This is a genomic window from Streptomyces yokosukanensis (assembly GCF_001514035.1).
GTDB lineage: Bacteria > Actinomycetota > Actinomycetes > Streptomycetales > Streptomycetaceae > Streptomyces > Streptomyces yokosukanensis.
Window position 1 is genome coordinate 294,676 of sequence record NZ_KQ948210.1, and the last position, 23,060, is coordinate 317,735.

At 72.8% G+C, this 23,060-nt stretch carries 21 protein-coding genes; 8 read left to right on the forward strand and 13 right to left on the reverse strand.

Translation table 11 applies throughout. From position 1 onward, the window contains the following. Positions 1-5: 5 nt before the first annotated feature. Positions 6-485 (reverse strand): NUDIX hydrolase, encoded by a 480-nt coding sequence (locus AQI95_RS14085; protein ID WP_067122253.1) that lies wholly within the window; start codon positions 483-485, stop codon positions 6-8. An 89-nt stretch (positions 486-574) separates the two neighbouring features. Continuing rightward, entirely contained in the window at positions 575-2,185 is a 1,611-nt protein-coding gene (gene lnt, locus AQI95_RS14090; RefSeq protein WP_067122256.1) for an apolipoprotein N-acyltransferase, read from the reverse strand. A 426-nt stretch (positions 2,186-2,611) separates the two neighbouring features. Here lnt and AQI95_RS14095 point away from each other — a divergent pair, with 426 nt between their 5' ends. Beyond that, on the forward strand, positions 2,612-3,583 hold the full coding sequence (locus AQI95_RS14095; protein ID WP_067122259.1) for an O-antigen ligase family protein: 972 nt from the start codon (positions 2,612-2,614) through the stop codon (positions 3,581-3,583). A gap of 96 nt (positions 3,584-3,679) precedes the next feature. On the opposite strand, the gene AQI95_RS14100 is transcribed toward AQI95_RS14095, so the two are convergent. Further along, positions 3,680-4,225 (reverse strand): hypothetical protein, encoded by a 546-nt coding sequence (locus tag AQI95_RS14100; protein WP_067122261.1) that lies wholly within the window; start codon positions 4,223-4,225, stop codon positions 3,680-3,682. Between the two features lie 106 nt (positions 4,226-4,331). After that, the gene (locus AQI95_RS14105; RefSeq protein WP_067122264.1) at positions 4,332-5,117 is read right to left on the reverse strand and encodes a glutamate racemase; all 786 of its coding nucleotides are present in this window, start codon (positions 5,115-5,117) and stop codon (positions 4,332-4,334) included. Positions 5,118-5,186: 69 nt separating this feature from the next. Here AQI95_RS14105 and AQI95_RS14110 point away from each other — a divergent pair, with 69 nt between their 5' ends. After that, the gene (locus tag AQI95_RS14110; RefSeq protein WP_079071248.1) at positions 5,187-6,350 is read left to right on the forward strand and encodes a glycosyltransferase; all 1,164 of its coding nucleotides are present in this window, start codon (positions 5,187-5,189) and stop codon (positions 6,348-6,350) included. A gap of 6 nt (positions 6,351-6,356) precedes the next feature. Here AQI95_RS14110 and AQI95_RS14115 read toward each other — a convergent pair whose 3' ends face one another. Continuing rightward, positions 6,357-7,703, reverse strand: coding sequence for a TerD family protein (locus tag AQI95_RS14115; protein ID WP_067122270.1), 1,347 nt, complete (start codon positions 7,701-7,703; stop codon positions 6,357-6,359). Between the two features lie 273 nt (positions 7,704-7,976). On the opposite strand from AQI95_RS14115, the gene AQI95_RS14120 reads away from it, so the two are divergent. The 4 genes from AQI95_RS14120 (at position 7,977) to AQI95_RS14135 (ending at position 12,741) form a co-directional block, all read left to right on the forward strand. Beyond that, a complete protein-coding gene (locus AQI95_RS14120) occupies positions 7,977-8,414 on the forward strand; it encodes a DUF6643 family protein (RefSeq protein WP_067122273.1) in 438 nt (145 codons plus the stop codon). Positions 8,415-8,458: 44 nt separating this feature from the next. Further along, positions 8,459-9,304: an MOSC domain-containing protein gene (locus AQI95_RS14125; protein ID WP_067122276.1), complete on the forward strand. Its 846-nt coding sequence runs from the start codon at positions 8,459-8,461 to the stop codon at positions 9,302-9,304. A gap of 161 nt (positions 9,305-9,465) precedes the next feature. Then, complete coding sequence (locus AQI95_RS14130) at positions 9,466-10,071, forward strand: Rv1733c family protein (RefSeq protein WP_067122279.1); 606 nt, start codon at positions 9,466-9,468, stop codon at positions 10,069-10,071. 228 nt (positions 10,072-10,299) lie between these two features. Next, a complete protein-coding gene (locus AQI95_RS14135) occupies positions 10,300-12,741 on the forward strand; it encodes a right-handed parallel beta-helix repeat-containing protein (protein WP_067122283.1) in 2,442 nt (813 codons plus the stop codon). Positions 12,742-12,844: 103 nt separating this feature from the next. Here the strand turns inward: AQI95_RS14135 and AQI95_RS14140 are convergent, their stop codons facing one another. After that, positions 12,845-15,193 carry a hypothetical protein gene (locus AQI95_RS14140; protein ID WP_067122286.1) on the reverse strand — a complete coding sequence of 783 codons (2,349 nt, stop codon included), beginning with the start codon at positions 15,191-15,193 and terminating at the stop codon, positions 12,845-12,847. A gap of 281 nt (positions 15,194-15,474) precedes the next feature. Here AQI95_RS14140 and AQI95_RS14145 point away from each other — a divergent pair, with 281 nt between their 5' ends. After that, positions 15,475-16,305 (forward strand): DeoR/GlpR family DNA-binding transcription regulator, encoded by an 831-nt coding sequence (locus AQI95_RS14145; protein ID WP_067122289.1) that lies wholly within the window; start codon positions 15,475-15,477, stop codon positions 16,303-16,305. Between the two features lie 73 nt (positions 16,306-16,378). Next, the gene (locus AQI95_RS14150) at positions 16,379-16,852 is read left to right on the forward strand and encodes an SRPBCC family protein (protein WP_067122292.1); all 474 of its coding nucleotides are present in this window, start codon (positions 16,379-16,381) and stop codon (positions 16,850-16,852) included. On the opposite strand, the gene AQI95_RS14155 is transcribed toward AQI95_RS14150, so the two are convergent. The 7 genes from AQI95_RS14155 to AQI95_RS14185 all read right to left on the reverse strand — a co-directional run bounded on the left by AQI95_RS14155 (position 16,853) and on the right by AQI95_RS14185 (position 23,017). Beyond that, on the reverse strand, positions 16,853-17,644 hold the full coding sequence (locus AQI95_RS14155) for an enoyl-CoA hydratase/isomerase family protein (RefSeq protein ID WP_067122295.1): 792 nt from the start codon (positions 17,642-17,644) through the stop codon (positions 16,853-16,855). Continuing rightward, positions 17,641-18,903: a cytochrome P450 gene (locus AQI95_RS14160; RefSeq protein WP_067122297.1), complete on the reverse strand. Its 1,263-nt coding sequence runs from the start codon at positions 18,901-18,903 to the stop codon at positions 17,641-17,643. Before AQI95_RS14160 ends, AQI95_RS14155 begins: the two co-directional genes overlap by 4 nt. Before the next feature lie 148 nt (positions 18,904-19,051). Then, entirely contained in the window at positions 19,052-20,356 is a 1,305-nt protein-coding gene (locus AQI95_RS14165; RefSeq protein ID WP_067123101.1) for a cytochrome P450 family protein, read from the reverse strand. Between the two features lie 109 nt (positions 20,357-20,465). Next, entirely contained in the window at positions 20,466-21,068 is a 603-nt protein-coding gene (locus AQI95_RS14170; RefSeq protein ID WP_067122300.1) for a GTP-binding protein, read from the reverse strand. After that, positions 21,043-21,417 (reverse strand): DUF742 domain-containing protein, encoded by a 375-nt coding sequence (locus AQI95_RS14175; protein WP_067122304.1) that lies wholly within the window; start codon positions 21,415-21,417, stop codon positions 21,043-21,045. Before AQI95_RS14175 ends, AQI95_RS14170 begins: the two co-directional genes overlap by 26 nt. After that, positions 21,414-21,815, reverse strand: a complete 402-nt coding sequence (locus AQI95_RS14180; RefSeq protein ID WP_067122307.1) for a roadblock/LC7 domain-containing protein — start codon at positions 21,813-21,815, stop codon at positions 21,414-21,416. Before AQI95_RS14180 ends, AQI95_RS14175 begins: the two co-directional genes overlap by 4 nt. After that, positions 21,812-23,017, reverse strand: coding sequence for an ATP-binding protein (locus tag AQI95_RS14185; RefSeq protein WP_208614168.1), 1,206 nt, complete (start codon positions 23,015-23,017; stop codon positions 21,812-21,814). Before AQI95_RS14185 ends, AQI95_RS14180 begins: the two co-directional genes overlap by 4 nt. Positions 23,018-23,060 lie beyond the last annotated feature (43 nt).

Genomic DNA, 23,060 nt, shown 5'->3' on the forward strand with positions numbered 1-23,060 from the left:
ATACTTCAGCCGACAGTCGTAGGGTCAAACCATGTGGGTGCCTCAGACAGAGCCTGCTTGATCCGGAAGCGGCCGAACTCGTCGAGATCGGGCAGCGCGTCCACCGCGAACCAGGCCACGTCCAGGGACTCGTCGTCGTTGACCCGGGCCTCGCCGCCCACCGCCCGGCAGCGGATGGTGATGTCCATGAACTGGCAGCGGTCGCCGTTGGGGTAGGTGATCGGGTCCAGGGCCTGGACGAGGACGACCCGCTCCGCCACGCAGTGCACCGCCGTCTCCTCGAAGACCTCCCGCACGGCACAGGCGGCGGGCTGCTCACCGGGGTCCGGGATACCCCCGATCACCGCCCACCTGCCGGTGTCGGACCGCCGCCCCAGGAGCACTCTGCCCTCGTCGTCGAAGACGATCGCGGTGACCCCGGGGAGCCACAGAAGCTGCTGACCGGCGGAGGCCCGCAGGACGCGGAGGAAGTCAGGAGTAGCCATGGGCCCGACCCTAACCGGCCGGGCCCGCGCTCTCCCGGCGGTTCGAAGGGCGTACGCACCGGTTCAGAGGCCGTACGCCGGTCGTACGGCTATACGCCACCGGACCGGCGGGCGCGCAGCCCGGAGCCGATCGCCCAGCCGACACCGCCGACGGCGACCAGCACCAGGGCGATCTCCGGGAGGATGCCCAGCTCGGTCGCCGGGGTCTTGGACGTGCGCAGCGGCACCTTCTGGACCAGGTAGGCGGGCACGAACATGCCGGTCTTCTGGGTGATCTTCCCGTCCGGCATGATGATCGCGCTGACGCCGCTGGTCACCGGCACGGTGACGGTGCGGCTGTGCTCGACGGCGCGGATCCGGGACATGGCGAGCTGCTGGTAGGTCATCTCGCTGCGGTCGAAGGTCGCGTTGTTGCTGGGCACGGAGATCATCTCCGCGCCGTGCGTGACCGTGTCCCGCACGGCCCAGTCGAAGGCGGCCTCGTAGCAGGTGGCGAGGCCCACCTCGGCGCCGTCGATGTCGAACACGCCCGGCTTGCCGCCCCGGCTGAAGTCCTGCCGGACCATGGTGGTCCAGTTCTTGTTGACCGCGCCGACGAGCCCGCGCAGCGGGAGGTACTCGCCGAACGGCTGGATCTGCCGCTTGTCGTAGGTCTGCGTCGGACCCTTGGCCGGGTCCCACAGGATCTGCTCGTTGAGCAGCTTGCCGTCCCTCTCGACGACCGCGCCGACCGAGATGGGCACGCCGACCGCCTTGGCGGCCTCGTCGATGACGGCGGCAGCATCCGGGTTGCCGAAGGGGTCGATGTCGGAGGAGTTCTCCGGCCACAGCACGTAGTCCGGCTTCGGGGTCTTCCCCGCCCTGACGTCGGCGGCGAGCTTCAGCGTCTCGCGTACGTGGTAGTCCAGCACGGCCCGCCGCTGGGCGCTGAACTCCAGACCGGAACGGGGCACGTTGCCCTGGATGACCGCGACGGTCCGGGTGCCGTCCTCGGCCTTGTCGCTCACGAGCGGCCGGGCCGCGACCGCGCCCACGACGGGCACGGCCACGCTCAGCAGCGCCGCCGCTGCCGCCCCGCGCCGCACGACGCGCGACCTGCGCCTCTCGGCGATCAGCCGCCCGGCCTCGTACAGTCCGAAGCCGCACAGCACGACCGCGAAGCCGAGCACCGGCGTGCCGCCCAGCGCGGCGAGCGGCAGGAAGACACCGTCCGCCTGCCCGAACGCGATCTTGCCCCAGGGGAAGCCCCGGAAGGGCGCACGCGCGCGTACCGCCTCTCCCGCGATCCAGAGGGCGGCGGCCCACAGCGGCCAGGCGGGCAGCCTGGAGACGGCGGCGATGCCGACACCGACCAGGGCGACGAAGACCGCCTCGATGGCGACGAGGGCCAGCCAGGGACCGGGACCGACCTCCACGCCGGTCCACACCAGCAGGGGCAGCAGGAAGCCGAGCCCGAAGAGGTAGCCGAGGCCGAAGGCCGCCTTCCAGCCACGGCCGCGCAGCACCCAGCCGAAACCGGCGAAGGCGGGCAGCGCCAGCCACCACAGGGTGCGCGGCGGGAAGCTGACGTAGAGCAGCACTCCGCAGAGCGCGGAGGCGGCGGCCGGGACCAGGCGCAGCAGCCGGCCGCCGCGCACGCCGGAGGCGGAGTGCGGCTGGAGTTGGTCCGGCTGGTCCACGGAAGTTGCGGTGACGGTCACCCGGGTGAGTGTACGGCGGCTCCCTGAGCCCCGGACAGCTCGGTACGAGGGCGGGCGCCGGCTCCGCCGGCCGCGGTTGTCCCTGGTCGCCGCCCTGCCCGGCGCGCGACGCACCGCACCGGGCCCGGCATCCGGCATCCCGTCGGCCGGCCCGTACGCCCCGCCGGAGACCGTGGACGAGCGGCGTCCCGGCCACCCCACCACGACGTTCCGCCGCATCTCATCCCCAAACCGGTCATCAGCCGCTACGGTGTGCCCAGCCTCGGCAGCGCAGCCGGATCCGGCGCCGCGCCCAGCCGTGGCCTTGAGGCAGGGGTCGGGGACGGGGACGAGGGGCGGCGGGTGGGGGCGACGGGGACGAGGTCCGCGGCCGGTGTGGACACGGACACGATCGGCGTCAGGCGAAACGTTTCTGACGGGGCGGGCATGATCTTGCTGGGCGCCTGCGCGGGCTGGTCGCTGATCACCGCGGCCGTCCACGACGGACGGCCCGAGGGCGTGCTGCTCGCGGTGCTCGCCGTGACCGCCGGTCATGCCGTCGGCCGGGTCTCCGGGGCGCTGCTGCCGGTGGCCGCGCCGTGCGCCGGTGCGGCGGCCGGGCTGGCGCTGGCCGTAGCGCTGCCCGGTCTGTCCGCCGGTCCCCGGTACACCGGCCCGCTCGGCCACACCGGTGGTACGGCCGCGCTGCTGGCGCTGGCCACGGGAGCCGCGTGCTGTGCCGCCTGGGCGACGCCCGTACCGCAGCTGCGGCTGGTGCTGCGGGTACTGGCCGCCGGGATCGTACTGAGCGGGGCCGTGCTGGGGTCGGCGGCCGGTTGCCTGACGAGCGCGGCCGTGCTGCTGTGGTCCCTCGCCATGGGCGCGGTCGCCCGCCGTGGGGTGTGTCTGCTGGCCCTGGCCGTGGCGGCCGTCCTGGTGGCGGGCACCGCCTGGGCCCTCGCCGCGAACGCGCTGCCGGACGGCCTGACCGAGGTGCTCGAAGGGCGGCTGACCGCGCACCGGGTGGCGTTGTGGCAGGACGCCCTGCGGCTCGCGGACCACGACCGGGGGCTCGGGGTCGGTCCGGGACGGTTCGGCGAGGCGGGCGGCTCGGCGCCGCAGCTGCTGTCCGCCGACGGCAAGCCGCACTCGGCCCTGCTTCAGGTGGCGGCGGAGCAGGGCCTGGTCGGGGCGTTCCTGTGCGCCGCCGCGTTCTGCTGGGTGCTGTACGCGCTGTGGCGCAGCCCCCGCTCCACCCCGGTCGCCCTGACCGCCGGCGCCGCCCTCACGGCGCTGGCCGCGCTCGCCACGGTGGGCAACGCGCTCAGCTTCACCACGGTGACCGTGGGCGCGGGCCTGCTGACGGGGTGGGCCACGGCGCGACCGTGGCCACGTGCCGACGTGGAACCCCGGCCCTGAGCGGCACGAGCACCGGGCCTGAGCGGCGTCGGGAACCGGCCCGAGCCGGTGGTCGTCGTACGTCGTCCTCCGCGCGCCGACGCACGGCGCGCGGCCTCAGCGGGCCGTACCGGGTGTGATGGTGCGCAGCCGGGCCCTGATGACCCGCACCGCCGATTCCGCGTCGTCCACGGTGATGGTGAACGTGTGGCCGTCCCACAGGCGCAGCACGATGCCCTCGCCGCGGCGTACGACGACGGCGGTGCCCTTCTCGGGGCGCCACCGGTAGCCCCAGCCGCCCCACTGCCGGGGCGTGACCAGGGCGGTGAAGTCGGCGCCCGCCACATGGGAGAGCGGAATACGGCGGCGCGGCAGACCCATGTGGCCGCAGCGCACCTCGAGGGACTCCTTGTCGAGCCTGAGGTCGACGTGCACGAAGGCGAGCGTGCCGAAGAGGACCAGCAGGCCGGCGGCGATGCACCCCACGACGGACATCACCAGCGGGGCGATGCCGGAACTCCATGCCGAGTCCACGGCCAGCTCGACACCGAGCGCCATACAGGCCGCGCCGACCAGCGCCAGCAGCCACTGGATCCGGTTCGTGGCCCGCCCGGTCCAGACCTCGGAGTGCGGGCCGTCGTCGGCGTGGGGGTGGTCCCTCATGTTTATGAGGTTACTCAGGTTTCACTGCGCGGGTAGGGCGTGGCGGAGGGTGACTGCCCCGGGTGGGCCAGCACGCGCCCGAGCGCGCCCCGGCGGCGCCGGTCGGTCAGCGGACGGTGCTGACGGTCCGCAGGAAGCGGCCTTCCTCGTAGGTCAGGGCGGTGTCCGGGAGTGTGGCCGCGCGGCCGCTGAGCAGCACCGTGAGGGAGCCGTCGGCAGCGGCGTCCGGCGCCGGCTCCGCACCGATCCGGCGCAGGGCCTGGGCGGCCACCGCCCCGGCGGTGCCGTGCAGGACCAGCGGCGGGCGGTCCGGCCGCTGCAGGGCCGCCCGGATCCGCTCGCCGACCAGCTCGTAGTTGGTGCAGCCGAGGACGACGGTGGTCACGTCGTCGGGGGTGCGGGCGGCGGCCGAGGTGATCGCGGCCTCGATCGCGGCCTCGTCGGCGTGGTGCACGGCGTCCGCGAGACCGGGGCACGCCACCTCGGTGACGGCGACACCGGCGGCGAACTCCTCGATCAGACCGCGCTGATAGGCGCTGCCGGTGGTGGCGGGGGTCGCCCAGATGGCGACGTGGCCGCCGCCCGCGGCGGCCGGCTTGATCGCCGGCACGGTCCCGATGATCGGCAGGGCCGGTTCGAAGCGGGCGCGCATCTGGGGCAGCGAGTGCACGGAGGCGGTGTTGCAGGCGACGATCAGGACATCGGGCTCATGGGCGGCCGCGGCCCCGGCGACGGCGACGGCCCGCTGCGTGATGTCCTGCGGAGTGCGCGGCCCCCAGGGCATCCCGTCCGGGTCCCACGAGAGCACGAGATCCGCGTCGGGCCGCAGCCGCCGTACCGCCGCGGCGGCGGGGAGCAGGCCGATTCCGGAGTCCATGAGCGCGATCTTCACCCGGCCACGATAGACGATCGGCCCTCACGGCCCTGTCCGGTGGGGCAGACTGCGGGCGTGAGCGCCCTGATGTGGATCACCGTCGTGTCGCTGGCCGCCTGGTGCTGGCTGCTGCTGTGCCAGGGCTTCTTCTGGCGCACGGACGTCCGGCTTCCACCGCACGGGGATCCGGATGCCTGGCCGTCCGTGGGTGTGGTCGTACCGGCCCGTGACGAGGCCGCGGTGCTGCCCGCGAGCCTGCCCTCGCTGCTGGCGCAGGAGTATCCGGGGCGGGCCGAGGTCTTCCTGGTGGACGACGGGAGCACCGACGGCACCGGGGAGCTGGCCCTCGAACTGTCCCGGCGGTACGGCGGACTGCCGCTGACCGTGGGCTCACCGGGCGAGCCGCCGGCCGGCTGGACGGGCAAGCTGTGGGCGGTGCGGCACGGTATCGGCCTGGCACGCGCGCGTGACCCCGAGTATCTGCTGCTCACGGACGCCGACATCGCGCACGCGCCGGACAGCCTGCGGGCACTGGTGGCGGCGGCCCGTGCCGGGGGCTTCGACGTCGTGTCGCAGATGGCGCGGCTGCGGGTGGAGAGCGTGTGGGAGCGGCTGGTGGTCCCGGCGTTCGTGTACTTCTTCGCGCAGCTGTATCCCTTCCGCAGGATCGGCCGCAGGGGATCGCGCACGGCCGCGGCGGCGGGCGGCTGCGTCCTGCTGCGCACGGTGACGGCGGAGCAGGCGCGCATCCCGGACGGCATCCGGCACGCCGTGATCGACGACGTGGCGCTCGCACGCGCGGTGAAGGGCGCCGGCGGGCACGTCTGGCTGGGGCTGGCCGACCGGGTGGACAGCGTGCGGCCGTATCCGCGCCTGCACGACCTGTGGCGGATGGTCTCGCGCAGCGCCTACGCCCAGCTGCGCCACAACCCCCTGCTGCTCCTCGGTACGGTCGCCGGGCTCGCGCTGGTGTACCTGGTGCCGCCCGCCGCGGTGGTCGCGGGGACGGTGGGCGGCGCTGCGGCGACGGCGGTCGTCGGCGCGCTGGCGTGGGCGGTGATGGCGGGCACGTACCTGCCGATGCTGCGCTACTACGACCAGCCGCCGTGGCTCGCTCCGCTGCTGCCGTTCACCGCGCTGCTGTACCTGCTGATGACGCTCGACTCGGCCGTGCAGCACTACCGGGGGCGCGGGGCCGCCTGGAAGGGCCGCACGTACGCGCGTCCCGGCGCGGTGCCGGACGAGGGCTGAGCCCGGTCACTTGCGGCCGGGTGTCCAGTTCATGCCCCATCCGTAGGCACGGTCTATGGTCCGCTGCGGGCTCACCCCGCGCTCCGGCACCAGATAGCGCACCTCGCGCTGCACGAGCAGGTCGCCGCCCGTGTTGGTGATGAGGGCGAGCGCGCACACCGTGGACGGGACGGTGCACTCGTCGAGCGAGAAGTCGATCGCGGCCCCGTGCTGCGGCTGGAGGGTGACGGTGGCGTGCAGGTCGGCGAAGGACCTGGCGCCTTCGTAGATGGTCACGAAGACGAGGATGCGCCGGAAGTCCTGCTTGTGGTCCAGGTTGACGGTGAGATTCTCACCGCTCGCCACGGCACCGGTGCGGTCGTCGCCGTCGAGGTGGATGTACGGCGGCCGGTTCAGCGAGCCGAAGGCGTTGCCGAGGGCCTGGACGACCCCTTTGCGGCCGTCGGCGAGTTCGTACAGGGCGCACAGGTCGAGGTCGAGGTCTCCCCCTCCGCCTCCCCACCGGGCACCCCAGCCGGAAAGGTGTTTCTGCACCTGCCAGTTGAGGTTCACCCGCATGACACCGGACGTTCCGCCCTGTTTGGCCAGCGAGACCGACGGCGCCGCCTTCGTGAGGGTGACCTTGGACAGCCGGACCGGCTGGGGCGCCGCCGCGGGAGGAGTCACGGGCGGCGGGGGCGGCGTCACCGGGAGTGCGGCCGGGGGCGGTGGTACGACCGCGTGCGGGGCCGGTGGCGGGGCCGGGTGCGGGGCCGGCGGCGGTGGCGTGACCGGGTGCGGCGCTCTGCCCGTCGGGGTGGGCGCCGCCGCGTGCTGGGGTTCGTCCACGGTGATGCCGAAGTCCGTCGCCAGGCCTTCGAGTCCGCTGCTGTAGCCCTGGCCGACGGCGCGGAATTTCCAGCCGCCCTGGCGGCGGTAGAACTCGCCGAGTACGAAGGCCGTCTCCACGGTCGCGCCGGAGCTGTCGAAGCGGGCGAGCGCCTGGCCGCTCGCGGCGTCGGTCACCTCGACGTAGAGGCCGGGGACCTGCCCGAAGGTCCCGCCGTCGGCGGAGGCGGCGAGGACGATCCGCTCGATGGCGCCCTCCACGCGCGCGAGATCGACGGACAGGATGTCGGTCACGCCCGCGACGGCCGCCCTCTTGCCTTCGTGGCGCACCGCGCCGGAGGGATGGGCGGGCTGGTTGTAGAAGACGAAGTCGCCGTCGGAGCGGACCTTTCCGGTGGCGAGCAGCAGCGCGGAGGCGTCCGCGTCGGGCACGCCGGGGCCGGAGCGCCAGCCCAGCTCGACCCGCAGGGCCGTGGTCGGCACCGGCGTGTTCGAACCTTTCGCCATTGACATGTGCGCCCCCATCCGTGTCGTTGTCCGGGCCCCGGGTCGCCCCGGTCGTCCCTACCCGCACAACCTATTCCCGGGTGCGGCGAACACCCACGACCGGCGCAGAGAGATCGTCGGCCAACTGCCGGTAACCCCGCAGGAACTCGCCCTTTACACGATCAAAACGTCGATCGACGTCCTATTTTGCCAAGTTCGCTCGGATTGGGGATCCCCGGTCACTGCGGACACGGAAAACAACCCTCTTATCGGTCTCCCCAACGAGCACATCGTGGGCTTAACTTATGTGCCATGACCTCCCCCCGCTCCACTTATGGTGGCGGCTACTACTCCGCCTCCTTCCCGGACACCCCGATCTACGACTCGCTCGTCGCCGAGCGTGGCACCCCGCAGATCGCCCCGATCCGGGTCCCCGCCGCCTACGACATGGGCAGCAACCTGCCCGCCCTGCCGTCGGCACTGCCCGCCCTCCCGGCAGCTCCCTCCCCGCAGGCCCCCGCCTACGGCTACCCGCAGACGCCGCAGCCCGCACCGCTGCAGCAGGCGCCCACCGCGTACATCCCGCAGCAGGCCAGCGCGCCGCGCGGCTATCCCGCCCCGCAGGCTCCGCAGCAGCAGCGCCCGATGGGCATGGGCACGGGATACGAGGCCATGCGCCCGGCCGCGCCGCGGCCCGCGCCCGCTCCGTACCAGGACCCGTACAACAACCAGCAGTACCGCGGCTACTGACGGGCGCCCCCACCGCTGTCGGTGCCTGCTGGCACGATGGCGGTATGGGAAGCGCCGAAGTGCAGTCGATCCACGTCCATCCGGTCAAGGCGTTCCGGGGGCACGCGCCTCGGGAGGCTGTGGTGGAGCCCTGGGGCCTGGCCGGAGACCGACGCTGGACACTGATCGACCACGGGGGAAAGGTCGTCACCCAGCGTGAGCAGCCGCGCCTCGCGCTGGCCGCCGCCGAGCTTCTGCCCGGCGGCGGCGTCCGTCTGTCCGCGCCCGGCCTCGCACCGCTGACGGTCGCCGTGCCCGAGCCGACCGGGACCGAGCCGGTGAACGTGTTCGGCACCAAGGTCGAGGCGGTCCCGGCCGCACCCGCCGCACACGCCTGGTGCAGCAGCTACCTGGGGGCGGACGTCCGCCTGGTGCACATGGACGATCCGGCCACCCGCCGCCCGGTCGATCCGGAGTACGCCCTGCCCGGCGAGACCGTCAGCTTCGCCGACGGCTACCCCCTGTTGATCACCACGACGGCGTCCCTGCACGCGCTGAACTCCCGCATCTGCGAGGGCCCTCTCGCCCACGAGGGCCCGCTGCCGATGGACCGCTTCCGGCCCAACGTCGTGGTCGCCGGCACCGAGGCCTGGGCCGAGGACCACTGGTCACGGATCTCCGTCGGCGAGGTCGTCTTCCGCGTCGCGAAGGCGAGCGGGCGCTGTGTCGTCACCACGGTCGACCAGGACACGGCGGTACGCGGCCGTGAGCCCCTGCGCACCCTGGCGCGTCATCGCAAGGTCGGCACAAGACTGATCTTCGGCCAGAACCTCGTACCCCTCACACCCGGCACGATCAGGGTCGGGGACCCGGTCCGGGTGCTGGACCGGTCCGCGACGACGGAGCGGTAGGGGGGAACCGGAGGGGGGTTCCGGTCGTTGGGGGGATGAGAGGTTCATGAGAAGCCGCGTTCGCGACCGTCCGCGGTGGACGTGATGTCGCTCTCTCTTGCTCCGGGTCGCGCCCGCGCGCGTGGCCGGGCAGCTATGACGGAGCGAAAGGGGGTGGGGAGATGCGGGCCATCACCGGCCTGTGGCGCTGGCGGGGCAATGCGCTGCGCCGCACGACCGACCTGGCCGAGGCGTGGGCGGCGCTCGTGGCACTGGTGCTGATCGTCGTGGCCGCGCCCGTGACCGGCTGCCTGGTCGGCGCCGCCGCCCAGGACTCGCTGCAGCGATCGGTGCGCGAGCAGCACCACACGCGCCGTCTCGTCCTGGCCACGGTGGTGCGTGATCTGGGCGATGCCCCGCTGGACACCGACCCCGAGACCACGGCGGCGCGCGAGAGCCGCAGCCGTGTCCTCGCGGACTGGACGGCACCGGACGGCACCCTCCGGCACGGCCCGGCCCTCGCGGACCTCAAGTCGCCGCACACCGGGGACCACTTCGGGCTCTGGACCGACCCGCACGGCCGAATAACGACCCGACCGCTGGACTCCCCCACCGCGACGACGCACGCCGTGCTGGCCGGGATCGGCGCGGCCCTGCTCGCCACGGCCCTGGTCGAATGCGCCCGCCGGTTCGCCGTGTGGCGCATGGTCCGCAGTCGGTACGCACGCTGGGACCAGGCCTGGGACCGGGCGGGCCCGGACTGGGGCAAGGCGGGCACCGGCAGTTGACCGCCTTCCGGCTCTGGTCAACCCACCGTGCACGCACACGCTACGGTGGACCGGCCGAAGCGCTTTCGGCGACAACCCGCGGATGAGCGAACCGTAGGGGCCCGCAGGTTTTCGGGAGCACGAGCGCGCACCAGCCCAGAGCTGAGCACGGTCGCGACCCCGGCACCGGCGGCACGGCCCCTACGGGATCGAGCCATCAGTACGACGAGGTGGGGGCACAGCAACGCCATGGCACAGGGCACGGTCCAGGTGACGCACACCGGTACGTCGCGATGGCGGCGCCGCACAGGTGAGTACGCATCGCTCGCCGCCGCCCTGGAGGCCGCCACCGACGGCGACGTCCTCACCATCGCACCGGGCACCTACCGGGAAAACCTCGTGGTGCAGCGGGCGGTGACGCTCCGTGGCCCCGAGGGCTCCCCCGGCTCGGTGCGGATCGCGCCCGTGGACGGAGTGCCGCTCACCGTGCGCGCCTCGGCCGTGGTGCACGACCTGCACGTGGAGGGCCAGGACGCGGCGGCGCCCGCCCTGCTCGTCGAGGAGGGCACGCCCGAGCTGACGGACGTGCGGATCGTCACGCGATCCGCCGCCGGCATCGAGGTGCGCGGCGGCGCCCGCCCGACCGTGCGCCGCTGCACCGTCGACAACCCGGCCGGCATCGGCATCGCCGTACTCGACGGCGGGGGCGGGGTGTTCGAGGAGTGCGAGGTCGTCGCAGCCGGGCAGGCCGGGGTGGCGGTCCATGGCGGTGCCCATCCGCGCCTGGAGCGCTGCCGGGTGCACCACGCCGCCGGCACGGGGCTCTCCGCGACCGGCGAGAACTCCGCGCTGGAGGCGGTGGGTTGCGAGATCTACGAGGTCCGCGGTGCGGGCGTGCAGGTCACCCAGCGGGCGACGGCGCATCTCACGGACTGCGATGTGCACCGCACCACCGCCGACGGCGTCACCCTCGACACGGACGCGGTGCTCACCCTCGCCGACTGCCGCATCCATGACATCCCCGAGAACGCGGTCGACCTGCGCTCCCGCTCGGTGCTCACGCTGACCCGCACCACGGTCCGTCAGTTCGGGCGCAACGGCCTGTCGGTGTGGGACCCCGGCACCCGCGTGGACGCCCATCAGTGCGAGATCTTCGACAGCACGGGCGACTATCCGGCGGTGTGGGTCAGCGACGGCGCCACCGCCGTCCTGGACTCCTGCCGGGTGCACGACGTGCCGGACGCGCTGTTCGTGCTGGACCGCGGCTCACGCGCGGACGTCGTGGACAGCGACCTCTCCCAGGTGCGCAACACGGCGGTGTCGGTGAGCGACGGGGCGACGGCGCAGCTCGACGACTGCCGCATCCGGGAGGCGGCGACCGGGGCGTGGTTCCGCGACCACGGCAGCGGCGGCACGCTCAACAACTGCACCCTGGACGGCACCCAGACCGGTGTCATCGTGACCAAGGGCGCCGATCCGACGATCGAGCGCTGCACGGTCGACTCCCCCGCCGAGGCCGGCTTCTACGTCTCGGCGGGCGGGCGCGGCAGCTTCCTGAACTGCCGGGTCAGCGGGAGCGCCGGGTACGGCTTCCATGTGATCGACGGCTGCCGGGCGACTCTGCGCAAGTGCCGTACGGAGCGCTGTGCGCGCGGCGGTTACGAGTTCGCCGACGCGGGCCCCGACGCCGGCTCCGGGACCGGACCGGTCGTGGAGGACTGCACCAGCGACGAGAGCGCCGGCCTGCGTCCGCCCGCATCCCGCGAGACCGCCGTGCAGACGGCGTCGTACTCCCCCGGTCTGCTCGGCTCGATCCCCGGGCAGCGCAGCACGGAGCAGGAGCCGCTGATCGCCGCCGCCGTCGAGCCGGAGAAGGCGGTGCGGACGTCGAAGGACGTGCTCGGTGAACTCGACGCGCTGGTGGGCCTGGAGAGCGTCAAGCGAGAGGTGCGGGCGCTGACCGACATGATCGAGGTGGGCCGGCGCCGGCAGCAGGCGGGCCTGAAGGCGGCCTCGGTCAAGCGGCATCTGGTCTTCACCGGCTCTCCCGGCACCGGCAAGACGACGGTGGCCCGGCTCTACGGCGAGATCCTCGCCTCCCTCGGGGTGCTGGAGAAGGGGCATCTGATGGAGGTGTCCCGGGTCGACCTGGTCGGCGAGCACATCGGCTCCACGGCGATCCGCACCCAGGAGGCGTTCCAGAAGGCGCGCGGCGGTGTGCTGTTCATCGACGAGGCGTACGCGCTGTCGCCGGAGGACGCCGGGCGCGACTTCGGCAAGGAGGCCATCGACACGCTGGTGAAGCTGATGGAGGACCACCGGGACGCGGTGGTGGTGATCGTCGCCGGCTACACGGCGGAGATGGAGCGCTTCCTCTCCGTCAACCCCGGTGTCGCCTCCCGCTTCTCCCGCACGATCACCTTCGGCGACTACGGCCCCGACGAACTGCTGCGGATCGTGGAGCAGCAGGCCGACGAGCACGAGTACCGGCTGACGCCGGGCGCGTCCGAGGCGCTGCTGAAGTACTTCACGGCGATCCCGAAGGGCCCGGCGTTCGGCAACGGCCGCACGGCCCGGCAGACGTTCGAGGCGATGGTGGAGCGGCACGCGAGCCGCGTCGCACACCTCGCGGACCCCAGCACGGACGATCTGACCCTGCTGTTCGCGGAGGACCTGCCGGAGCTGCCCTGAGCGCCCGGCCCCGAGGCGTCCATGTGTTCCTGCTCGTCGCAGGCGGCGAGCGGGCCTTCGCCCCGTTCCGGGTCGTGCGGAGCACGGTGCTCGTGGACGCGGCCTAGCCGGTCTGCCCCGTCCGGCCCCCGCCCGCGCCGGTCTGCGGCCGTTGCCCCGGCAGCTTCGGGCGCAGCCTGTTCAGCAGGCGGGTGCGTTCCCGGGCGAAGGCGGGGTCCGCCTGGTAGTCGGAGTGGCCGAGGATGGGTGCCGGCAGCGGGTGCGCGGGCGTGCGGCCGTAGGCGAGCGGGTCCTCGAGAGGTGCGTGGTCGACCTCGGGTGCGGTGTCGTCGGGGACGCGGACGGGCCCGCCGATGGGGTCGGTGCGCCGGTAGAGGTTGCCCCAGCAGGCGACGTCGCGGTGCAGGGCGGCGAGCGCGGACGGCCCGAAGTGCGCCGGGAACCAGCGGCCGTAGAGCCGCTCCAGCGGGGAGCCGTAGGTGAGCAGCGCGATCCGGCCCCGGACGGACGGGGGGAGCTGCCAGGCGGCCGCCGCGGCGAGGACGCTGCCCTGGGAGTGGCCGGAGAGGACGAGGCGGCCCCCGGTGCGCCGGGTCCAGGTGGCCATGCGCCAGGTCAGGTCCGGTACGGCGCGCTCGGCGTAGCACGGTGGCGCAAAGGGGTGGGCGGCACGCGGCCAGAAGGTGCCGACGTCCCAGAGGATGCCGATCGTGCGGCGTGCCGAGGCGTCCTTGTAGGCGCGCCTGCCCCAGGTCACGAAGAGGACGAAGCCCAGGCCGACCAGCCAGGAGCCCAACGCCTGCGAGGTCTCGGCGACGGCCTGTACGGCGTCGTAGGTGCGGCCGGCTGCTCCGTCGGGTGTCTTCCCGGTGGCGAGTGCGCCGGCCAGGGCCACGGCACCGAGGACCAGGGTGGTGGCGGTGAGCACGGCGACGACGAGAGGGACCCGGTCGGTGAGCGTCGCCATCGCGCGGACCTGCGCGATGGTGTGCGTACGGCCCGGGTCCTCGGGTTCGCCGGGATGCTCGTGGCGCACCCGGTCGCGTTCGGTGCGGGCCAGCCGGGCGGTCCGGATGCCGAGGCCGACGACGAGGACCAGCAGGGCCGCGAGGACCGGCGGGATCGTGGACGCCTGCCAGGTGAGCAGGACCGGCGGCCCCGGCAGCAGGGCGCGGGTGCCGTCCAGCCAGTCGGCGACGCGTTGCGCGACCCCGCCGGACATCACGCCGCCGAGCGCGCAGGCGAGCAGCGCGACGGCCGGTCCGCTCAGTCCGCGCATCCCGGCCCGGGGGTCGGGGCTCCGGCGGTACAGGTCCCGGGCCACCACGGCGAGCGCGACGACCAGCAGTCCCTGGGCCAGCATGAGGGCGCCGAAGGCCGGGTCGCCCGGCAGTCGCCCGGCGGACCGCCAGCCGGGCCGGGCCCAGCCGGCGTAGACCATGGTGAGCAGCAGCAGGGCGAGCGCGCCGAGCGGCAGGCCGCGGACGAGATGCCCGTCGAGTCGCTGGTCGAGACGGGTCTCGCTGCGGCCCCGGCGGCAGATGGCGGTCACCGCCACCGCCGCCCAGGCGAGCAGCGCCGCGGTGAGCAGCCAGCTCAGGACGTCCAGGGCGGCGGGGCCGTCGGGCCGGTGGTCGAAGCGGGCCGCCGGGGCGGCCACGGCGGCGGCGACCGTCAGCAGCGCGGCGGCGGTGTGCGCGGCGCGCAGCCGGGCCACGAGGCGGCGCCCGTACCAGAAGCCGGGCATGGCCAGTGCGCTGCCGTCGGTGTCCGGTTCGGGATCGTGGGCCATGGGCCGGTGGGACTCGTACGCGCTCCAGGTGCGGTGCGACAGGTACCAGAGCAGGCAGATCAGGGCGGCCGGCACCAGGGCGGCGAGGCCGAGCCGGCGGCCGGGCAGGCTCCACCAGCTGCCGTGCCCGCCGGCGGCCTCGGAGGCCCTGGGGGTGAGGAAGGACAGCCAGGAGTGGCGGTGGGCGCAGTCGTGGACGCCGGCGCACTGCCAGGCCACCAGGTCCAGGGCCACCTCGCAGGCGGCGGCCACCAGCAGCACGGTCAGGGTGAGGGCGGCCAGCCGGACGAGGAGGCCGTACAGGCGGACGGCGCGGCGCCGGCCGGGTGCGGCGGGGCGCATCCAGTGGGCGAGGTTGACCACCATGAACGGCAGCAGCACCAGCCACAGGGCGCGGCTGCTGTCGCCGGAGGTGAGGTTGGACCAGACGTACGCCTCCTGGACGGGCTCGTCCCGGGGGGCTTCGTCGGCCTCGGCGTCTTCGGCACGCCGGAAGACGGCCGCCGTGTCGTCACCGGTCACCCGGACGGTACGCGGGTCGCCGAGCATCTCCTCGGGAGTGGTCCCGCCCACTCCGTGCACCAGCAACTCCAGCTCGGGCTCCGGCCCGGCATCGTTGTCGGTCCGCTGCCCGGCCGGGCGTTCCTGTGCGCGGTCCACTGTTCTCGCACCCCCGTGACGCGCCGAAGGCAAGTGTCGATGCGGGCTTCAGGTTGTCCGCTGCGGTGGCGGTGTACACCTCTCGGCACGGAATCTCCCCGATCCGTGTGACGGCGGCCGCGACGGCGAGGGCGGACGGGGGCGTGACGGGTGGTGGCGCAACCCGTGCCGACCCGTGAAAAGATGGAACGCCCGCGCATCTCCGGACGGACGGTACGTCCTGGTCGGAGGCGGTGCGCCGGGTGTGTCGGACGGATGGCGGCGAAAGGACCGGAGCGTACGTGAGCGAGAATCAGAACCTCCTCGCGGAGCAGCGTCGCGCCATGATCCTGGACGAGGTCCGGCGCCGGGGCGGTGTGCGCGTCAACGAACTGACCCGCAAGCTCGGTGTGTCGGACATGACGGTCCGTCGTGACCTGGATGCCCTCGCCCGCCAGGGCGTGCTGGAGAAGGTGCACGGCGGCGCGGTGCCCGTGGTCGAGGCCAGCACCCACGAGCCGGGCTTCGAGGCCAAGTCGGGTCTGGAGCTGACGGCCAAGGAGGACATCGCACGGGCCGCCGCGGGGCTGGTCACGCCGGGTACGGCGATCGCCCTGTCCGGCGGTACGACGACGTACGCGCTCGCGCAGCACCTGCTGGAGGTGCCCGATCTGACCGTCGTGACGAACTCGGTGCGGGTCGCGGACGTCTTCCACGCGGCGCAGCGCACCTCGGGCCAGCGGCAGGGCGCGGCCACGGTGGTGCTGACCGGCGGCGTGCGGACGCCGTCGGACTCGCTGGTGGGACCGGTGGCGGACCAGGCGATCGCCGCCCTCCACTTCGATCTGCTGTTCCTCGGGGTGCACGGCATATCGGTCGAGGCCGGTCTGTCCACGCCGAACCTCGCGGAGGCGGAGACGAACCGGCGGCTGGTGCACTCCGCGCGCCGGGTCGTGGTGGTCGCCGACCACACCAAGTGGGGCACGGTGGGCCTGAGTTCCTTCGCCACGCTGGAGCAGGTGGACACGCTCGTCACCGACGCGGGTCTGCCGGCCGAGGCCCGCGCGGAGATCTCGGAGCATCTGCGCGTGCTGGTGGCGGGCGAGCCCGGGGAAGACGACACAGACATCTGAGAGCCCGTCAGCTATGGTGGCCCTCTGCCCGGTTGACCGCACTGCGGGAGTGGCACAAGGGGGTTCACGGTCCATGGCTCGTCGTCTGCGCCCGGTGGACATCGACTTCACCGGGCACGCGCCCGTCCGGCTGGTCTTCGCCCGGGAGATCTCCGCGCCCCCCGAACAGGTCTTCCGCGCGCTCGCGGAGGACGTGCCCGGCTGGCCGCGGTGGTTCTCGGCGGTGAAGCTCGCCCGGCCCACCGACGGCGGGGCCGGGCGCGAGATCCGGCTCAAGGGCGGGACCTGGTTCGCGGAGACGATCCTGGTGGCGAAGGCGCCCGAGGTGTACGCCTACCGCGTCGACTCCACCAACGCGCCGGGCGCCCGCGCCCTGGCCGAGGAGTGGCGGCTGACTCCTCGTGGCAGCGGCACGCTGGTGCAGTGGACCTTCGCCGCCGATGGGACGGCACCGTTCCGGTTCGTTCTCGGGCTGGCCCGGGTGGGTCTGGGCCGCGCCTTCCGCAACGCGGTGACGTCCTTGGACCGGCGCCTGGCGGGGCGCTGATCAGCCGGCGCCTCGGGCATGGTGCGCCTCGGCCACCACCGCGGCCATCAGTTCCGCGTCCAGCGCGGAGACGTCGGCCAGACGCGAGGCCGCGGACAGCGAGTTGAGCAGCGTCTTGGTGACCCGCAGTGCCGACTGGGGGCGGCGGACGATGGGCCTGGCCCACTCGGCGACGGCCGCGTCCAGCTCATGAGCGGGCACGACCCGCTGCAGGATCGACAGGGACCGGGCCTCCGCAGCCGTGACGGCCCGGCCGGTGAGGACGATCTCACGGACACGGGCGGCGCCGACCTCGCTGATGAGGCGGGGCAGGAGTCCTCCCCACGCGATGGGCAGCCCGAGCGCGAGTTCGGGCAGCCGGAAGGTCGCGTCCTCGGAGCCCACCCGCAGATCGCACGCGAGGGCCAGGGCGAAGCCCGCGCCGATGGCCTTGCCGTGGACGCGCGCGATGGTGACGGCCGGGTTCGTGGTCAGGGCGTCGCAGACGCGCCGTGCCTTGATCCCCGTCATCCGGATGTCACTGCCCAGGGGGTCGTGGGCGAGCTGCCGGGTGAACTCGCCGCGGTCCCCGCCGAGACAGAAGTCGTCGCCGCTCCCCGCGAGTACGACGACCCGGACCGCCGGGTCCTGGTCCTGCAGGACCGCCAGGAGGTCGTCCAGCAGGGCGTCGCTGACCGTGTTGCCCGGCTCGGGGGTGTTCAGCTCGATGGTGAGGACGGGACCCTCCCGGTGGGTCCGCAGGGTCCGCCGTAGGGCGCCGGTGGGGAGGGTCGCGAGGGGGAGGGCAGTCATGTCGTCACTTTCAGGGAGGTGATGCGGCGGAAGACCATCCGGTTCGCATACGTCGGGTCTGCGGCCGGCCGCAGGGTGGGGAATCGTTCCAGCAGCTGGGTGAGCAGAATCCGGGCCTCCATGCGGGCCAGCGCCGTACCGAGGCAGTAGTGGGCGCCGCCGCCGAACGTGAGGTGGCCGCCCTTGCGCCGGAGGTCGAAGACATGGGGTTCGGCGTTGCGGCGCGGGTCGTGGTTGGCGGCGCCGTACAGGACGTGGACGGTGGTGTCCTTGGCGATGGGAACGCCCGCGAGGACGGTGTCCTCGGCCGCGAAGCGGGAGTTGAGATGGATCGGTGGGTCGTAGCGCAGCGCCTCGTCGATCGCGTCGTCGACGTGCTCGGGGTGCCGGCGCAGCCAGTCGGCCCCGGCCGGGTCCCGGGTCAGGAACCACACGGCGTTGGTCAGCAGCGTCGCGGTGGTCTCCAGGGAGGCGATGGTGATGAACATCGTCAGGTCGTACAGCATCTGGTCCGCCGCCGCCCGGTCGTCGGGGTACTGGGCGTCCCAGTAGCGGATCCAGCCGGTGAGGACGTCGTCACCGGGGTGGGCGCGGCGGTGGGCGACGAGGTCGGTGAAGAACTCCCGCATCTCCAGGGTGGCCTGGGCCGAGATCGCCAGTTCCTTCCTGGTGGGGAGCAGTTCCTGGGCGTGGACCTGACGGTGGGTGAAGTCCAGGATGCGGGGGTAGTGCTCGGCCGGGACGGCCAGCCACCGGCCGACGGTGTGGATCGGCAGCTGGTCGCCGACCGTGGTGGCGAAGTCGGCCTGGCCATGGGCGCGCAGCTGTAGGCCGAGGCGGTCCAGGAGCCCCGTGACATGGGCGGTGATCTGGGGCCGCATGGCCTCCAGAGTCCCCCGGTCGAAGAGGTTCCCCAGTGCGCGGCGCTGGAAGGTGTGCGCGGGCGCGTTGAGGCGGGAGAGCGTCCGTGTCATCTCCCGCGTCGCCGGGTCCTGCCAGCGTGCCGTGTCGGATCGGCGTTCCTGCCAGGCGAAGTCCGGTACCAGCCAGTTCCTTCCGCGCAGGACCTGGCTGCAGGTGTCGAATCCGGTCACGAAGTACCCGCCCCAGGGAGCGGGCACCAGTTCGCCCAGTGCGCGCAGTTCGTCCCAGATCGGGCGGGGATCGACCTGCCCCTCATCGGAGCGGAGGCGACGAAGGAAGGGGATGACGGCTCGGCGGTCGATGGTGGTACCGCGTATGTCGCCGACGGCGGTCACGCGAAGCTCCTCTGCGGCTGGGCGTTACCGATACCGGCGGAACCTACCCTTCCCCTCTCCTTCGTCATGCGCCTGCCAGTGTTGCTCCCGTCACATGCTGCACATCAGTCTCACGAGAAATTCATGACATCACGAGAAAATCCCGACATCAGACGCGAAAGATGTCGAGGAAGGTGCTCCAGAAGCCCTTCTTCCTGGCCGGTTCCTGACGGGCGGCGGCGACCGGCGCCGTCGGCAGCGGCTGCTCCGCCGCGGCGGGGACGGTCCGGTTCTGCACCGCGGAGGCCATGCGGGTGGCCGGGGTCGGGGTGAACGCCACGGGCAGCGCGGCCAGCGCCCGGTGGAACGGGCCCGGCCGCCATTCCAGGTCCTTCTCGGGGACGGCCAGGATCAGGTCGGGCAGGGCGTTGAGGAGCTTCTCGATCGCGGTGACGGCGATGACCTGCGCCGGATCCTTGGCGGGGCAGGCGTGCGGACCGGCTCCCCACGCCAGGTGGGCACCCTTGCTGTGCATCCGGCGGGCCTCGTTCAGCGCGGGATCGCTGTTGGCCGCGGCGAAGCTGATGACGACGGGGGTGCCCGCCTCGGCCACCACTCCCCCGAAGTCCACGTCCTGGACCGGGTAGTGGGTGGCGTAGTTGGCAATCGGCGTCTGGTTCCACAGCACGTGATCGATCGCCTCCTCGATCAGCAGCCCGGAGTCGCGTCCGCTCGTGTCGGGCGACAGCAGCAGGAGCAGGGCGTTGCCGATCAGATTGCGCTCGGGTTCGACGCCGGCGCCCATCAGCATGACCAGCTGGTCCTTGAGTTCCTCGTCGGTCAGCCCGGCGGGGTGCTGGATCAGCCAGGAGGTCATGTCGTCGCCGGGCCGGCGGCGCTTGAGGGCGATCAACTCCATGAGGCAGGAGGTGAGTTCCTCGTTGGCGCGCAGGGCGTCCTTGCCGTCGAAGATCGCGGACATGGAGCTGGTGAGGGTGTCACCGATGTCCGCCGGGCAGCCGAAGAGCTTGTTGAACAGCAGCAGCGGCAGCAGCTTGGCGTAGTCGTTGAGGAGGTCGGCGCGGCCTCGCTCGCTGAACTGGTCGATGAGGTAGTCGGCGAGGGGCTCGACGTCGCGCCGTATTCGGGTGATGTTGAGCCGGGCGAGGCTGTCCGTGACGGCCTTGCGCAGCCGCAGATGCACGGCGCCGTCGGTGAACAGGCAGTTGGGGCGGTACGCCATCATCGGCAGTACCGGGTGGTCCAGCCCGATCCGCCCCTCGGCGAGGGCCCTCCAGCGGCGGGCGTCCCGGGCGAACAGCGTGGAGTTCTGCAGTACGCGCAGGGCCGTCTCGTGGCCGACGACGAGGGTGGCGTCGATGCCGGGGGCGAGTTCGACCGGTCCGGCCGGACCGTGGGCACGCAACCCGTCGTAGACCTGGTGGGGGTCGGCGGCGAACGCCGCGTCGTGCATGGGGCATCTGGCGCCGGCCGGGGCCGGGGCTGACTGACGGTCCATGAGGTTCCTTCTGCTTCCGGGCCGATGGTCCGGGGGATGGTCCGGGCGGGGAGAGGGGGGCGGGTCAGGCGGCTCGGGTGAGCAGGTGGCGCACGAGCGCGATCAGCGCGTGGGCGGAGGACTGCCGGTCGCGGGCGTCGCAGTAGACGACGGGAGTGTCCGGGAGCAGATCGAGCGCCTCGCGCACCTCCGCCTCCTCGTACACCCGGTCCGACTGGAAGCCGTTGACCGCGATGGCGTACTCGAGGCCGTACCCCTCGACGAGGTCGATGACGGGGAAGGTCTCCTCCAGCCGGGCGGGGTCGACCAGGAGCAGTGCCCCGAGCGCGCCGCGGGCCATGTCCTCCCACAGCTGCATGAAGCGCTGCTGCCCGGGGGTGCCGAACAGGTACAGCACGAGTTCGTCGCTGAGCGTCAGCCGGCCGAAGTCCAGCGCCACGGTCGTGGTGGTCTTGTCCGTCACGCCTCTGAGGTCGTCCACGTGCACGGACGCCTGGGTCATCTTCTCCTCGGTCCGCAGTGGGGTGATCTCCGACAGCGAGCCGATCAAGGTCGTCTTGCCCACCGCGAAGTGCCCGACGACGAGGATCTTGGCGGCATCGGTCACCGCGCTGGAGACGTAGATGGATCCAGGGGCCGTCTCAGCCGATGAGGGATTGGAGTCCATTCAGAACCTTCTCGAGGGTCGCTCTGTCAACGTTCTGAGCCCGGGGCGGCTCGGCGCGGCGCAGGAGGTGTCCCTGCTCGAATAAGTCGGTCAGCAGCAGCCGGGCCACCCCCACCGGCAGTCCCACGTGGCCGGCCACTTCGGCGACCGACAGGTACCCGCCCGCGATCAGCTTCCAGATCGCCATCACCTCGGGGCCGGCCCCCAGCGGAGGTGTCCGCTCGGGGGCCAGGGTGACGAGCGTGTGCAGCGCCAGATCGTCCGCGGCCGGCAGGCTGCGGCCGCCGGTGATGACGTAGGAGCGGACGAATTCGCTGGTGACGGAGGCTTCCTCGCCGCGCGCCCTCATGCGCCCACGCCGTTGTCCGAGCGCGGCGCCACGCTCATCGCCTTGCTCAGGCCGGACACCGTCTTCTGCATGCGGAACGACATGGCCTCCATGTCCACGTCCAGCGCGGCCGAGACGGCGAGGTACGAACCCTGACCGGCGGCGATCAGGAAGATCCAGCCGCCGTCGTACTCCAGCAGCGTCTGCTTCCAGATCCCGTGTCCCGCACCCACGAACCCCGCGACGGCACGGCTCAGCGACTGCATCGAACTCATCGCGGCGGCGTTCGTCTCGGCGTCGTCGCGGCCGATGTCGTCGGAGCGCTGCAGCAGCATGCCGTCACCCGAGACGAGGACCGCGTGCCGGGCTCCGCGTACCTCGAGCACGTCGTTCAGCACCCAGGACAGGTCGATCTTCACTTGTACTCAGGTCCTTCCGTGGAGTTCGTGGTGCGCCCGAGCTGGGTTCCGCGCGCGAACGCCCCGAGGCGCGACGCCGTGACCTCGCTGGCCGACTCGGGCGTCCCCTCCTGGCCTGCGGCGTCGAGGGCCGGGACCACCGCGACGGGGCGTTCCCGGCGGCGGCGTTTGGGCAGCCCTCCCTGCGTCGTTCCGACCACGTGCGAGGGGCCCACGGCCGGGACCGACGCCAGCCTCTGGGGAGCCGCCTCCTGGCTCGCGGCGGCGTCCTGGGCGTCGGCCGCGGGGGAAGGAGCGTCGGCCGCGAGGAGACTTTCGGGCACACGAATCACTGCACGCACTCCGCCATAGGGGGACACGGAGCCGACGGAGACGGCGAAGCCGTAGCGGGCGGCGAGCATGCCGCACACGGCGAAGCCGAACCGCGGCGGATCGCCGAGACCGGTGATGTCGACGGGACCGTCCACGGACAGCAGAGCCGCCGCGCGGTCCTTGGTCTCCTGGTCCATGCCGAGTCCGGCATCGTCCACGATGAAGCACACGCCGGTCGGTACGGCCTGGATGTTGACTTCCACGGGCGTGCCGGGCGCGCTGTAGTTCGTCGCGTTGTCCAGCAGTTCGGCCAGCACGACGGCGACCGGCTCGACGGCCTTGCCGGCGAGCGAGACGCCCACCTGCGAGTGGACGCTGACCCGGTTGAAGTCCTTGATCCTGCCCTGGGCGCTGCGGGCCACGTCGTAGACCGTGGCGACGCCGTCACGCCTGCCCAGCCATCCGCCGCACAGCACGGAGATGCCCTTGGCGCGGCGGCCGAACTGACTGCCGGTGTGGTCGACCGACATCAGGTCGGCCAGGACGTCCGTGGTGTCGCCGTACTTCTTGAGCAGGCTGTCGAGGAGGACCTGCTGTTCCTCGGCGAGCGACTGGAGCGTGCCCATCGCGGACTTCAGCACCGCCTTGGTCGCCGCCTCGGCATCCCCCCGCACGTCCGCGAGATCACGCTGGTGCTGTGCGCTCAGGGTGGCGATGTGCGTGTGCAGCTGACCGACGTCGCCGCGGGCCTCGCCCAGCCCTGTCTCCAGGTCCTTCCTCGTTCTTCGGAGCGCCATATTGGTTCTCCGGGCCCGCATCACTGCGGCGATCGCAGCGATGAGCACCACCAGCAAGATCCACAGCAGTGGATCCTGGGTCAATGACGTCATGAGACTCTCTTCAAGTCGCATCGCGCCAGGAACGTATGAGCGC

Bases quoted from the DNA above. Each gene is read 5' to 3' on its own strand.
- AQI95_RS14085 (WP_067122253.1), bottom strand. From the start codon at position 485: ATGGCTACTCCTGACTTCCTCCGCGTCCTGCGGGCCTCCGCCGGTCAG.
- AQI95_RS14095 (WP_067122259.1), top strand. From the start codon at position 2,612: ATGATCTTGCTGGGCGCCTGCGCGGGCTGGTCGCTGATCACCGCGGCC.
- AQI95_RS14100 (WP_067122261.1), bottom strand. From the start codon at position 4,225: ATGAGGGACCACCCCCACGCCGACGACGGCCCGCACTCCGAGGTCTGG.
- AQI95_RS14110 (WP_079071248.1), top strand. From the start codon at position 5,187: ATGTGGATCACCGTCGTGTCGCTGGCCGCCTGGTGCTGGCTGCTGCTG.
- AQI95_RS14115 (WP_067122270.1), bottom strand. From the start codon at position 7,703: ATGGGGGCGCACATGTCAATGGCGAAAGGTTCGAACACGCCGGTGCCG.
- AQI95_RS14120 (WP_067122273.1), top strand. From the start codon at position 7,977: ATGACCTCCCCCCGCTCCACTTATGGTGGCGGCTACTACTCCGCCTCC.
- AQI95_RS14125 (WP_067122276.1), top strand. From the start codon at position 8,459: ATGGGAAGCGCCGAAGTGCAGTCGATCCACGTCCATCCGGTCAAGGCG.
- AQI95_RS14130 (WP_067122279.1), top strand. From the start codon at position 9,466: ATGCGGGCCATCACCGGCCTGTGGCGCTGGCGGGGCAATGCGCTGCGC.
- AQI95_RS14135 (WP_067122283.1), top strand. From the start codon at position 10,300: ATGGCACAGGGCACGGTCCAGGTGACGCACACCGGTACGTCGCGATGG.
- AQI95_RS14150 (WP_067122292.1), top strand. From the start codon at position 16,379: ATGGCTCGTCGTCTGCGCCCGGTGGACATCGACTTCACCGGGCACGCG.
- AQI95_RS14155 (WP_067122295.1), bottom strand. From the start codon at position 17,644: ATGACTGCCCTCCCCCTCGCGACCCTCCCCACCGGCGCCCTACGGCGG.
- AQI95_RS14165 (WP_067123101.1), bottom strand. From the start codon at position 20,356: ATGCACGACGCGGCGTTCGCCGCCGACCCCCACCAGGTCTACGACGGG.
- AQI95_RS14170 (WP_067122300.1), bottom strand. From the start codon at position 21,068: ATGGACTCCAATCCCTCATCGGCTGAGACGGCCCCTGGATCCATCTAC.
- AQI95_RS14175 (WP_067122304.1), bottom strand. From the start codon at position 21,417: ATGAGGGCGCGCGGCGAGGAAGCCTCCGTCACCAGCGAATTCGTCCGC.
- AQI95_RS14185 (WP_208614168.1), bottom strand. From the start codon at position 23,017: ATGACGTCATTGACCCAGGATCCACTGCTGTGGATCTTGCTGGTGGTG.